The 13028-nt window shown below is 63.4% G+C and carries 12 protein-coding genes; 8 read left to right on the top strand and 4 right to left on the bottom strand.

Annotated elements, in window-relative coordinates:
• Positions 1-16: 16 nt before the first annotated feature.
• The 5 genes from FZ983_RS20020 to FZ983_RS20000 all read left to right on the top strand — a co-directional run bounded on the left by FZ983_RS20020 (position 17) and on the right by FZ983_RS20000 (position 6173).
• Entirely contained in the window at positions 17-1312 is a 1296-nt protein-coding gene (locus tag FZ983_RS20020; protein WP_149225267.1) for a phytanoyl-CoA dioxygenase family protein, read from the top strand.
• A 125-nt stretch (positions 1313-1437) separates the two neighbouring features.
• Positions 1438-2487: a nucleotidyltransferase family protein gene (locus FZ983_RS20015; protein ID WP_247883862.1), complete on the top strand. Its 1050-nt coding sequence runs from the start codon at positions 1438-1440 to the stop codon at positions 2485-2487.
• Positions 2488-2505: 18 nt separating this feature from the next.
• The gene (locus FZ983_RS20010; protein ID WP_149225265.1) at positions 2506-3825 is read left to right on the top strand and encodes an N-acetyl sugar amidotransferase; all 1320 of its coding nucleotides are present in this window, start codon (positions 2506-2508) and stop codon (positions 3823-3825) included.
• 125 nt (positions 3826-3950) lie between these two features.
• A complete protein-coding gene (locus FZ983_RS20005; protein WP_188092420.1) occupies positions 3951-5198 on the top strand; it encodes a tetratricopeptide repeat protein in 1248 nt (415 codons plus the stop codon).
• Between the two features lie 27 nt (positions 5199-5225).
• Positions 5226-6173 carry a sulfotransferase gene (locus FZ983_RS20000; protein ID WP_149225263.1) on the top strand — a complete coding sequence of 316 codons (948 nt, stop codon included), beginning with the start codon at positions 5226-5228 and terminating at the stop codon, positions 6171-6173.
• 41 nt (positions 6174-6214) lie between these two features.
• Here the strand turns inward: FZ983_RS20000 and rfbF are convergent, their stop codons facing one another.
• Positions 6215-7054: a glucose-1-phosphate cytidylyltransferase gene (gene rfbF / locus FZ983_RS19995; protein ID WP_211102962.1), complete on the bottom strand. Its 840-nt coding sequence runs from the start codon at positions 7052-7054 to the stop codon at positions 6215-6217.
• Positions 7055-7099: 45 nt separating this feature from the next.
• Entirely contained in the window at positions 7100-7900 is an 801-nt protein-coding gene (locus tag FZ983_RS19990; protein WP_247883861.1) for an acylneuraminate cytidylyltransferase family protein, read from the bottom strand.
• Positions 7901-8044: 144 nt separating this feature from the next.
• On the opposite strand from FZ983_RS19990, the gene FZ983_RS19985 reads away from it, so the two are divergent.
• Genes FZ983_RS19985 through FZ983_RS19975 form a run of 3 tightly spaced genes read left to right on the top strand, consistent with a single transcriptional unit; the run spans position 8045 to position 10613 of the window.
• On the top strand, positions 8045-8848 hold the full coding sequence (locus tag FZ983_RS19985; RefSeq protein ID WP_149225262.1) for an imidazole glycerol phosphate synthase cyclase subunit: 804 nt from the start codon (positions 8045-8047) through the stop codon (positions 8846-8848).
• 12 nt (positions 8849-8860) lie between these two features.
• On the top strand, positions 8861-9502 hold the full coding sequence (gene hisH, locus FZ983_RS19980; RefSeq protein ID WP_149225261.1) for an imidazole glycerol phosphate synthase subunit HisH: 642 nt from the start codon (positions 8861-8863) through the stop codon (positions 9500-9502).
• A gap of 55 nt (positions 9503-9557) precedes the next feature.
• The gene (locus tag FZ983_RS19975) at positions 9558-10613 is read left to right on the top strand and encodes an SDR family oxidoreductase (RefSeq protein ID WP_149225260.1); all 1056 of its coding nucleotides are present in this window, start codon (positions 9558-9560) and stop codon (positions 10611-10613) included.
• 4 nt (positions 10614-10617) lie between these two features.
• On the opposite strand, the gene FZ983_RS19970 is transcribed toward FZ983_RS19975, so the two are convergent.
• Positions 10618-11850, bottom strand: coding sequence for a polysaccharide biosynthesis protein (locus FZ983_RS19970; RefSeq protein WP_149225259.1), 1233 nt, complete (start codon positions 11848-11850; stop codon positions 10618-10620).
• Positions 11843-13021 (bottom strand): UDP-N-acetylglucosamine 2-epimerase, encoded by a 1179-nt coding sequence (gene neuC, locus FZ983_RS19965; protein ID WP_149225258.1) that lies wholly within the window; start codon positions 13019-13021, stop codon positions 11843-11845. The genes FZ983_RS19970 and neuC overlap by 8 nt, the downstream gene beginning before the upstream one ends.
• Positions 13022-13028: the final 7 nt, after the last annotated feature.

Here is a 13028-nt window from a genome sequence, read left to right as displayed (position 1 = left end):
GCAACAAGGAGGAAACATGCCCACTATGTGCTTTCAGGACGACCGCCCGTTGAGCGTCGCGCAGTTCTATTCCGCGTTCCCAAGCCCATGGGGGGGGCTGCAAACCTATGCGCGCTTCAAGGTCGGCGAGTTGTCTCCGGCTTTGAAGGAAGCGTTCTGCCAGTACGGCATCGTCAAGATCACCGACGTGTTCGAGCCGGCAGAGGTCGAACGCTGCATGAACGTCATCAAGGCGCTGTCGGGGCTCGAAGACAGCGATTTCCCCGCAGTGGCTCAAGGGACGACGGACTCCTTCATCTTCCCAGGCGGTATCGGTCACTGTCCCGACTTGTGGCCGCTGGTTTCCGATGCCACGGTGCGCAAGGCTCTCGACCTGCTGATCGATGAGCCGGTCTGCATGATCACGAACACGATCGGTGCGAATTTCTCCTCGCCCGGCCTGCATCGCGACAGCGTGTTGGACCGTCCGGGGACGCTGGACCACGACCCTGGGCACTATCTGATCCAGGTGGTCATCCACGCGAACGGGCCTGGGCGCCCGAAGAACAGCCTGGCCTTCATCCCTTTCTCGCACCAACGCTCCATCTACGCCCGCAAGAGCCGCGAGGCGGGTGTCGTGCACCCTGCTGATTTTTTCCTGATCCACCATTCCGTGAAGATGCGGGCTCTGGAATCCGGAGATTGCACCGAACTCCTTGAAATGGAACGCCACATCATGAAAGTCGACATCGATCCGGGCGATATCGTCCTGTTCGATACCCGGCTTATTCATAGCGGGGATGTTCTGTCTTCGCCAAAATATATGGTTATAAACAAATATGGTCCCCATTCATTTTTTAATGATGATTTGCTGATTGATGTTTACAAGAACACGGCTCCTCCAAACGACTGTGACTTTCCTGAACCGTTCATCGAGTTTCTTCGCCGGCACGACCTGATGGCGCCGGAAGCCGAGCGCGCCCTGATGGCCGTCGACCGCGTCGTCCTGCGCAATTTGGCGATGCTGCGACCGGGCAGCCCCATGTTCATCTACGGCGCGGGAAGCGCGGGACGAAGCTTTCGAGTGTTGCTTGCCGAGCGGAAGTTGCCGGATGTCCAAGGCTTTATCGACACCAACTTTTCCGGCGAGGTGGACGGCCTGCGCTGTTACAGCCTATCCGAATACAAGGAGATCCATAGCAAAGCCCACACGATCCTGATCGTTTCCACATATGGGGACGAAATCCGGGCCGGACTGGAGGCTGTGGGAATCGAAGGTGCTCTCGACGCATTCCGCTTCGTCAAGAAGAAGGGGAATCCCTATGCTTTTTAAGACGCATTTCCTGGAGGCAGGAATTCGCATTCCGGGAGAGCTGCATTCGACCCAAAATTCATCTTTGTTAAGGGCTTGGTGATTAAACATCGATGACCTGCGTTTGACCACCGATGGACAATGCGATGATCGCCTGGAAGCAGGCTGCAACGTCTCCGGGGACGCCCGTCGTCGACGTGTTGCGTCTCTTCGAAAGGAACTCCGAATCGATCGCCCTGGTGGTGGACGATCACAGCCGGCTGCTCGGAACGGTCACGGATGGTGACGTGCGGCGTGCCATCCTGAAAGGGATTCCGCTCTCGGCACCGGTCACCGATGTCATGGAGCACCAGCCGATCACCTTCCCTGAAGAGGGAAACCGCGAACAGGCGGTCATGCTCATGAATCGCCATGCCATCCGCTATCTGCCGGTGCTTTCCGCCCAAGGGCGGATCGTCGGGCTGCTGACGCTCCATGACATGACAACTCCCGTCCGTCACGACAATTGGGTCGTCCTGATGGCCGGCGGCGAAGGCCGGCGTCTGCGACCGCTGACCGAGAATTGTCCCAAGCCGATGATCCGCATCGGCGGCCGGCCGATCCTGGAACTCATCCTGCAGAGCTTCATTGCTCAAGGCTTCCACCGCTTTTTCATTGCCGTGAACTATATGGGGGAGGTGATCGAGCGGCATTTCGGCGATGGCGAGCGCTGGGGGGCGGAGATCCGCTACCTGAAGGAGGAAAGCAAGCTGGGAACCGCCGGAGCCTTGTCCCTTCTGCCTGAGCGCCCGGACGCCCCGTTCTGCGTCATGAACGGCGACCTTCTGACCCGCATCGACTACGCCAGCCTGTTCGAGTTCCACCGCCTTTCCGGCTGTGCCGCCACCCTCGGCGTGCGTGAACATAGCATCGACCTGCCGTTCGGCGTCGTTTCGCTTCAGCATGACCGGGTGTTGGATATCGTCGAAAAGCCGACCTACACCCACTTCATCAACGCCGGAGTCTATGTACTAAATCCAGACTGCCTGGACCACCTGCCGTCCGGTCAGCCCGCCGATATGCCGGCTCTGTTGAGCCGGGTGCTCCAGAACCGGCAGCCCGTAGGGTCTTTCCCCATCCATGAATACTGGATGGATATCGGGCGCCTGTCCGATCTGGAGCGCGCCCATCAGGACTATGAGCAGATCTTTCTTTGATCCCGAACGCGAGTCGCCATGCCCCGCTACCCATCCCGTCGCACCATCGATCTTGCGCCGTTCCAGCCGGACGCTCCGGCGCCCCAGGCTTTGTACGGGCTGCCCCAGGAGATCGAATTCTGCCGGTCCTGCGTCATTTCGAACCAGCGGCCGAACTCGACGGTCGAATACCGGCACACGGCGGGCAGCCGCAAGGAAACCATTCATTTCGACGAGCAGGGCGTGTGCGACGCTTGCCGCCAAGCGGAGCGGAAGCAGCGTGAGATCGATTGGCAGCAGCGCGAAGCGGAACTGGTCGAGCTGTGCAACCGCCATCGGCGCACCGATGGCCGCTACGACTGCCTCGTGCCGGGTTCGGGCGGAAAAGACAGCTTCTATGCCGCCCACATCCTGAAGCACCGCTACGGCATGCATCCGCTGACGGTCACTTGGGCACCGCATATCCACACCCCCTGGGGATGGCGGAATTTCCAATCCTGGATTCATTCCGGCTTCGACAATTACCTGTGCACCCCGAATGGACAGGTTCATCGCCTGCTCACCCGTCTGGCAGTCGAGAACCTTTTCCATCCCTTCCAGCCCTTCATGATCGGCCAGAAGGCAATGGCGCCGAAAATGGCGGCCTTGTTCGATATCCCGCTGGTCTTCTATGGCGAGAACGAAGCCGAGTACGGCAACCCGATCCAGGACAACGACACCGCCTTGCGGGCCTGGAAGTATTTCGCCCTGTCGGATCCGAAGGACGTCTATCTTGGGGGCGTCTCTTTGAGCGATCTCAAAAGCGAGTTCGGTCTGGACGAATCGGATTTGCAGATTTACATGCCTGCCAACCCCGATCTTATAGAAAAGAAAAATATTTCCGTCGCCTACCTTGGGTATTTCCTGAAATGGCATCCGCAAAGCTGCTACTATTACGCGGTCGAGCACGGTAATTTCGAAGCGGCGCCGGAGCGCACCGTCGGCACCTACAGCAAGTACAACAGCATCGACGACCAGATCGACGATCTGCACTACTACACGACCTTCATCAAGTTCGGCATCGGGCGGGCGACCTATGATGCTGCACAGGAAATCCGCTCCGGCGACATCACGCGGGAGGAAGGGGTGGCGCTGGTCGACCGCTTCGACGGGGAGTTCCCGGAGCGCTTCCTGGACCGTATCCTGGAGTATCTGAGCCTGCCGGAGCGGGAGTTCCCCATCGCAAGCCGGGCCTTCGAATCCCCGATCATGGACCGCGCCTATTTCGACAACCTGACCGACAGCTTCCGCTCCCCGCATCTGTGGCAGCAGGTCGAGGGGCAATGGCGCCTGCGGGGACGGGTGGCCGACGCGCGATGAGGCGGCCGAGGATTTCTGGAAGTCGGTTCTCCCGCCATGCTAGACCGGAAGAGCTGCGGAGTGTGTAGCCGATGTCCTGCACGGGACCGGTCTTTCAAGTCGCATCTGTTCGAAAGAGGGGCGTGATGGTCAGCACTGATGCAGGATCGGTCGTGAGAAAAACCAATCCAACTTCCGCCGATATCGAAGCATGGCGGCAGCGCATCCGCAGTTCGACCTTCGCCAATTATCATTATGAAATGGGCAAGGCGTTTGCCCGCACTGGCGAGATTGCCCATGCGGTTGCCGCTTTCGACCGGGCGGTCGCGATCGACCCGACCCATGCCGCCGCCCACACCTGCATGGTCGAGGAACTGACCCGTGCAGGGCGTTCCGAAGAGGCCCGCCTTGCCCATGAACGCGCCTTGCAGGCCATGGCCGGCTATCAGGCCGAAGGACTGACAAGGCTGGGGTGGCAGATCTTCGAAACCCAACCGAGCGATGCGGCGGTACTGGACGAGGCGCTCCGCCGCTTCGAACAGGCTCTGGCTCTGCCCGATGCTCCCCACTATGCGCAGCATGGGCGTGTGCTGACGCTGATGGCGCTGCGGCGCTACGAGGAAGGCTTGCCGCTGCTGCCGGTTCCTGCAATGGACAACCCCGCCACGAATGCCGAGATCGCTGTGTATTATCATACCGCGGCGGATCATGCCTGGAGCAAGGCCCGCAGACGTGACGTGGCCCGGCAGCTTTACACGGAAGCACTGCGGCTGGATCCACAACGTTTCGAGCCCGTCTATCGCAACGGACTGCTCTCCTTCATCGACGAGGATCTCTCGGCGGCAGAATCACTCCTCAAAAAGGCGGTGTCCTTGGCCGACGTGCCGGCCAAGGTTCTTGTACATACCGGAATGGTTCAACTGGCGGCCGGCAACCTTGCGCAAGCGCGCGCGAGCTTTGCCGAAGCGGCGGCCGACCTCAGCCATCGGGCCATCGCACAGGGGTTCATCGCCTATGTCGACCAACTGAGCGGAAACATCGACAGCGCGATGGCCGGATATGACGCGGCGCTTGCCAGTCTCAAGGCATCGAAGCCGGCTTGGCCCTGGCATCACAGTTGGACATTGTCGCTGCATGGTCTGGGGCTGCAGATGCTGGGGGACAGCATGGGGGCACTCGACATGCACCAGCAGGCGGAAAGGGTCCTGGCTGATCGTTGGGTGGTCGTCAATATCGCCATCGCCCTGGATGGACTGGGACGCCGCGCGGATGCGGATGAACAGTATCTGCGCACGCGAGACCTGCTACCGGAATGGCTGTCCGCCGAAACACGGTTGCGCCCCTGGATCCGCCCTGCCTTGATCGAGCGCCTGCGCGGCCTCGCCCTGATCTGACCGACGGGAAGAGGAGCCAAGACGCTGATGGCAGTCCGTGCCTTCCTTCTCGTGACGGGACCGATGCGTTCTGGAACGACGCTGATGGGGGAATTGCTCTACTCCCGCTATCTGGCGATGCCCCGTCATCCGGAACTGTCTTTTGCCAATGACACCGTGTCGCTGGTGCGTGATTTTTCCGCTCGTGCCAGACGGGACACGGTGCCTCCCGTTGCCCTGATGGACACGCGCCGGCCGATTCCCGTGCCCGACGGGGAGGGCAGCAGTCTGTGGAGCCGTCTGGTCGAAGCGGTTACGGCAGCGGCGCCGCTTGCCGAACCGCCGTCAGTGATCGGGGTGAAGACGACCTGCCTTCTGGGAGAGTCCGCGCTGCTTCGGCAGATTCTTCCCGTTCCCGTGTCCACCGTTCTGATGCTGCGCGATCCGAGGGACGTTTTTGCATCGACCTTGGGCCGCAACAGGAAACTGCCGGGCATGACCCCCGAGGATGCGCTCGGAACGGCTGCGATGAACACCGCCTTCCTGATGAACTACCATGCCGCTCTGTCTGCGTCGGGTAGGTTGGGCGACGCTCTTGTCATCCGGTATGAGGATCTGATCGCAGACGTGGAGGGGCACATACGGCGGATTCTGGCGATGGTCGGCCTTTCCGCGGAGCAGTATGATTTCGCTTCCATTCAGGCTGGCAAGGTGCCCAGCAACAGCTCCCGTCTGAACATTGGCCCCGATGACGCCGAGCCGATGCACGGGATCGATCCTTCTTCGCGCGGTTCGTTCCGAACCATGCTGTCACCCGACGAAATACGGCTGGTGGAATGCATGACCGGGCCGTTCATGGATGCATTTGGCTATCCCCGCATGTTCGCCCCGGACCCCGGACATGATATCCGGATCATGGATTCCGTAGCCCCCCTGGTCACCAAGATTGCCCACGAGCACGGATACTTCCTGGAGCCGCTCTCTCCACAAGGGTGATCCGTCTCTGCCAACCGGGAAAAGGGCCTACAGGGCGATAGTCACCTTTTTGGCCCTAAGACCTCTGCGCCCCTCTTTTCTCCCGGCTCGCGGTCCCAGAGGCGCCAGGGCGCCCGGTTCTCAAGCCAGAGACTGTTGAGGAGCTGCGTTTCCCGAAAGGTGTCCATGCACTGCCAGAACCCGTCGTGACGGAAGACGGCAAGTTCCTTCATCGCAGCCAGCTTCTCCAGAACCCCGCTTTCCAGGGAAACGTCGGCCGTGGGATCGAACAACTGGAACGCCCGCTTTTCGAAGACGAAAAAGCCGCCGTTGATCCAGCCGTCCGTGACCTGCGGCTTCTCGGCAAAAGCGTGGACAATGTCTCCCGACAAACCCAACTCCCCGAAACGCGAGGACGGATGAACCGCGCAGACGGTCGCCAGCTTGCCCAGCGACCGGTGATGTTCGAACACAGTGCCGATGTCGACATCGCACACCCCGTCGCCATAGGTGGCGAAGAAGCGGTCGCCCTGGATGTATTTCAGCGCCTGCTGGATGCGCAGGCCTGTTTCGGCGCGCGCCCCCGTCTCGACCAGGACCACCTCCCAGTCCTCCTCAGGCGTGTTCGCCGCCAGCCGCGTTACGGTGCCCGAGGCGATGTCGATGGCGATATCCGACGTCCTGTTGCGGTAATTCAGGAAATAGTCGCGGATGACGTCGCCCTTGTATCCCAGGCACAGCAGGAACCGGCGAACGCCGAAATGGCGGTAGAACTTCATGATGTGCCAGAGGATGGGCTGTCCGCCGATCTCGACCATCGGCTTCGGCTTGAACTCGGTCTCTTCACGCAAGCGCGTTCCAAGGCCGCCGCACAAAATGACCGCCTCCAATCCTGCCGCCATGTTCATGCACTCCGTTCCACGTCCAGGCACGGCCTTGCCGCCGCGTCAGCTCCCCACCGAGTTGTGGCATGAGACAAGCAGTTCAGCCAGCAGGAAATCCTGCTCCGTGTCGATATCGACGGACCGCTGCCGCGGCATCGCATAAGCCAGACTGGCATCGTCAAATAAAAGCCCGGTGCGCAGGAAGTGCTCGACGCGCACGACATAGACGGCGCCATTGAGGGTATGGGCATGTTTGCTTGAACCGGCCAAGCTCTTCACCGCCTCCGACACGCTGCCGCCGAGTACGGGCTGAAGGGTTCCCTGCGCCGTCAGCCAGAACTGGAAGTGCACAGGCTTTTCCATTTCCGTCACCGAAACCGCCGACGAAGCCCCGGAACGGTGTGCCAGTTCCAGACAGCCGTCGATGTCCGATGCCGTGCGCAAGGGCGAGGTCGGCTGCAGCAGGACCAGCCACTCGCAGGGATCATCCAGCGTCGTCAAGGCATGATGTACCACCGCTGCCGAGGGCGTGTCGTCGGCAGCCAGGGGCGCGGGACGGATGAAGGGCACTTCGCATCCGGCTGCTACCGCCGCCGCCATGATGTCCGGATCGTCGGACGACAGCACAACACGGTCGATATGACAGGAGGCTTTGGCCGCTGCCACCGTCCAGGCGATCATCGGACGTCCGCCCAAGGGACGCAGGTTCTTTCCCGGCAACCTCTTCGACCCGCCGCGCGCCGTTACCAGCGCCATCACCCGCTCGCTTCCGATCATGCCGTTCCCCGCTCTCGATTCAAGCCTACCTTCCGGCCGCCGCAAATTTACCATGTGTCCACCACTGGCCTGGACAATGTCGTGCATGCGATGCACGATCCGCCGCCTTCACCCCGCCTTCGATCTTGCGGAGCCGGCCGCAGCCCGGCCGGTCCCGTTCCTGCGGATGTTGTCGCGGTTTCCCTTCCGCCTGTTCGAGAGACGGGCGGACGTTTCCGAAAGGAGCATCGATTGGCTGCCATCCGTCTGATCGCGCGCCTCGACATCAAGGGGCCGAACCTGATCAAGGGCATTCACCTGGAGGGTCTGCGGGTGGTCGGCGACCCGGCGGTCTATGCCCGGCGCTATTACGAGGACGGAGCGGATGAGCTGATCTACATGGACGCGGTTGCCAGCCTCTATCAGCGCAACAGCCTCCACAGCGTCGTCTCGGCGACCGCCGACGGCATCTTCATCCCACTGACGGTTGGGGGAGGAATCCGCAGTCTCGCCGATGTCGAAGCCTTGCTGCGGGCCGGTGCCGACAAGGTGGCCATCAACACCGCCGCCGTCGAACGACCGGCCCTGATTGAGGAGGTCTCCCGCCGGTTCGGTGCGCAATGCATGGTGGCCCAGATCGACGCCAAGGCGGTCGGACCTAGGCAATGGGAGGTCTATGTGAACGGCGGTCGCGACAAGACAGGCCGCGATGCCGTCGCCTGGGCCCGCCAAGTCTCCGAGCAGGGGGCCGGCGAAATCCTGCTCACCTCCATCGACCGCGAGGGCACGCGCAAGGGATTCGAGATCGACCTGGTGCACGCGGTGGCTGAAGCAGTGCCGGTCCCCGTCATCGCCAGTGGCGGCATGGGAACACCGGCCCATCTGGTCGATGCGGTGCAGCGTGGCAAAGCCGACGCCATCGCCATGGCTGACATGCTTCATTACAACCGAGCCACCTTGTCCGGGGTGCGCGCCCATGCGCAACAGGCCGGGATTTCAGTGCGGGCGGTCCCGACAGAACCGGCACCGATGCAGGCGACCGGCGCCAGCCGATAGACGAGGACAGCAATGAGCCAGCGGACAATCGTCGTCGATCACGGAATCGGCAATCTCCTCAACGTCGTCCGTGCCCTGTCGGCTTGTGGCGCAGACGCTCGCCTGTCCTGCGATCCCAAGGAAGTGGCCGGAGCCGACCGCCTGATCCTGCCGGGCGTCGGCGCCTTTCGCGACTGCATGGCCGAACTGGACCGGCTCGGCCTGTCCGATGCCGTGCGGGATTTCCACAGCAGCGAAAGACCGCTTCTGGGGATTTGCGTCGGCATGCAGATCCTCTTCGAACTGGGCGAGGAGTATGGCGAGACCCCCGGGCTGGGCCTTCTGCCCGGCCGAGTGGTCGCCGTGCCGGAAACGGGCAATGACGGAACCCGCCACCGGATCCCCCACATCGGCTGGGCCGCTTTGGAACCGGCGCCCAGCGCATCCTGGGATGCCGGCATCCTCGGTGGGCTGCCTTCCGGCAGCGCGGTTTATTTCCTGCATTCCTTCATGGCGGTCCCGGCCGACCCGGCCCACCGGCTGGCTGAATGCGATTACGACGGCCGGCGGATCTGCGCCGCCGTCGGCCGCGGCACGCTGTTCGGCTGCCAGTTCCATCCGGAAAAAAGCGGGCCGGCCGGCCTTACCATCCTGAAGCGCTTTCTCACGCTGTGAACGCCCGGCTCGAGCCGGGACGCTCCTTTCCTTCCATCAGCCGCAGGACATTCCCATGCATATCCTGGTCACCGGTCATCTCGGCTACATCGGTCCAGTCGCCGTCCGAATCCTGAAGCAGGCCGGTCACCGGGTTACCGGTCTCGACATCGGCTATTTCCGCGACTGTGTGGCGGACGGGACCGGGCTGGTGCCGCCCGACCGGGAAATCGTCCGCGACATGCGGGATGTCGGTCCCCGGGATCTGGAGGGCGTCGATGCCGTCGTTCACTTGGCTGCCTTGTCCAACGACCCCATGGGCGAACTGGACCCCGCCTTGACCCACTCCATCAACACCCAAGCGACCCTGCGGATGGCGGCTCTTGCCCGCGAGGCCGGGGTGGTGCGTCTCGTGTTCGCCTCTTCCTGCAGCATCTACGGGGCGGCGGAAGACCAGACGGAGCCTTTGACGGAGGAGGCTCCCTTCAACCCCGTGTCGGCCTATGCCGTGTCGAAGGTCGCGACGGAGCAAGGGCTGCGGGATTTGGCCACGGACGGCTTCTCCCCGGTTTTCCTGCGCAACGCCACGGCATTCGGGGTCAGCGGACGCCTACGCTTCGACCTCGTCCTCAACAATCTGGCGGCCTGGGCCCACACGACCGGAAGCATCAAGGTCCTGTCCGACGGAACGCCCTGGCGCCCCCTGGTCCACATCGAGGATATCGCGGCGGCGATCCTGGCTGCGGCGGAGGCCCCGGCCAGCTCCGTGCATGCGCAAGCCTTCAACATCGGACGGGCTGATGCCAACCACCAAGTCCGCGACATCGCCGAGGCGGTGGGCCGCTGCTTTGCCGGCGCACGGGTCGACATCACTGGCGAGACCGCGGGCGATCCCCGTTCCTACCGCGTCGACTTTTCCAAGGCCCTGACCCGGCTGCCCGGCTTCACTCCCGGCTGGACTCTGGAACGTGGCTGCGCGGAGTTGCACGACTGGCTGAAAGCCGGGCGGCTTGACGAACGGGATTTCCAGTCACGCACCTTCATCCGGCTAAAGCAGCTGCGTCACCTGATGGAAATCGGCAAGATGGATGGCGCCTTGCGCCTGAGGCAGACTGCCGAGGCCGGAATCTGACTCCCTACAGCCTCTGATCGAGATTCCGTCCCGTCTCGATATGGCGGAAATGAGGAACGGACGCAGCGATCTGCACCAGGACGGATGTTCTGTCGAACGGCGCCTCACCCTGCAGGACATCGTCCAGCATGGTGAGTAACCTCTCCACGCTCTCCGGCGGGGCCGGCACGTAGCCGACTCCCCGCAGCGCGTCGAAACCAAGATCGACCAGGGTCTCGTCGCTGCCGACGAACTCCTCATAGGGCTTTTCGCCGCTGGTGTCGCGGGGGGTCAGGAGCAGGGGGTAGCGACCCGCGGCCAAATCCCGCTCCACTGCCCGGCAGGCGGCGCGCTCGTCCTCGTAGAATTGCGCCTGCAGCCCGGCGCGCTCCAGGAATCCGGTGGCCACGGTGACCAGGTCGCGCAGATGGATTTGCGGCTCCAGGGCCGGAACCACGATGGTGCGCCCAGGAGCCCGCAACGCGGCCAGCAGACAGATATGCCCCGCTTCCTCCTGCGAGACGAAGTAGCGGCGGGTGTCCTGCGGCACGGCCAGCGGCTGGCGCTTCTGCAGGCGCTGAAAGAAACCATGCAGAAGGCTGCCGTCGGAAAAGGCGACGTTGGCAAAACGGGCGGAGGTGGCGAGGCGGGGAGACGTGCTCGATAGGTCCCCGAACACGATATGCTCGGCAACCCGCTTGCTGGCCCCCATCAGGTTGACCGGATTGGCAGCCTTGTCGGTGGACACGGAAAAATAGCGGCGGTCGTGGCCGTAACGCCGCAGCCATCGCAGAAACCGTGACTGCTTGACCAGATTGGTATCGAGCATCTGGAGCAGGGACCAGGGGTCCTTCTCCGAACGCACATGCTTGAGGGCCGCGAAGTTCAACACGGCATCGTAAGGCGGCTGCTCGCTTAGGAACAGCCGGGTCGGGGCGGCGCCATAGTCGATCGGCAAGGTGCGGAAGTCGGCGACCGGCAGCCCGTCCGGCCGGCCTCTCAGCGTCCGCACCAGCTCCACCAGATTGTTCTCGCTCTGGTCGATGACATGCAGGGCGGCCGGCGCGCAGGCGGCAAGCTCCGCGACCAGTTGGGAACCGATGCTGCCGGCGCCGCCGACGACAAGGATGCGCCGGCCGGCCACCGCATCCTCGATCTCCGGCCGGTGGCGGGCGATGTCCTCTGCGAACAGGCTGCCGCTTCGGCCGGTGGCGACCTCGGCCAGGGTGGAGGGATCGTAGGGCCGGAACTCAGGCATCGTCGGTCGCCGTCGGAGGAAGGTCGTGGAAAGGCTTGCGGATCAGCGCCGTGAAGTCCGGAACCTCCCGCAGGACACTGACGATCCGTTCGGCGGCATGCCCGTCGCCGAACGGGTTGACCACGCCGGACGTGTCGAGCGTGAAGGCCTGGCGGATCGCCGCCGCGATGGCATCGGCCTGCGGGGGCACATCGATCACCGAGGCGGCGCGCGGCCGTCCCTTCTGGCGGTCGCCGATGTTGACGGTCGGCTTGCCGAAGCTCGGCACCTCGGACAAGCCGCTCGAGGAGTTGCCGACCACGGCGTCCACCGCGGCAATCGCCGAGCAGTAGCGCCGGTGGCCGAGCGAGGCGACGGCGACGGCATTCGGATGGTCGCGGACGAACTCCTCCACCATGCCGGCCAGCAGGCGCCCCTCGTTGTCGGCATTGGGCAAGGTGAACAGCAGTCCGACCTCATCGCCCAGCCCGTGAAGCGCAGTCAGCAACTGGGCGAACTCCGCCGCCGACTCACCGGGCCGGAGCGTGACCGGATGGTGGGTCACCAGCAGATTGCGGGCGCGCGGACCGAGCTTGACCTCGTGCCAGAACCGTTCGGGCGGCAGGCGCTCCATCCGCAGCAGGGTGTCCAGGCTGGGGCTGCCGACCGCATGGACCCGCCAAGGCTCCTCGCCCAACTGGATGACGCGGCGGCGCGAGGCCGTTGTGGCGGTGAAGTGCAGATGGGCCATCTTGGTCAGGGCATGGCGGATCGCCTCGTCGTACGCCCCTTCCGTCGTGTCGCCGCCATAGATGTGAGCCATCGGGATACGGGCCAACATCCCGGCCTGCGCGGCCGCCAGGGTCTCGAAGCGGTCGCCCAGCACAAGCAGCAGGTCGGGACGCAGACGATCCAGCACGTCGGCGAAACCGATGATGCCCAGCCCAACGGACTTGGCGACGCCGACGCCGGTGTCGCTGGACAGAAGCATCTCCACCCGGGCGTCGATCGCAAAGCCGTCGTCATCGATCTCCCGGTGGGTCAACCCATGGGCCGGCGACAGGTGCATGCCGGTCGCCACCACCTGCAGGGCCATCCCAGCCTCGGCACGGATGGCCGCCATGACCGGCGCAAGATGGCCGTAATCCGCACGCGAACCGGTGACCACGCAGATACGCCGGACATCGGGCATGCTATTC

The organism is Azospirillum sp. B21, assembly GCF_008364825.1.
In the GTDB taxonomy this organism is placed as follows: Bacteria; Pseudomonadota; Alphaproteobacteria; order Azospirillales; family Azospirillaceae; genus Azospirillum.
Note: the sequence above shows the minus strand (reverse complement) of the source record. Positions and strands in the feature narration are given on the sequence as shown.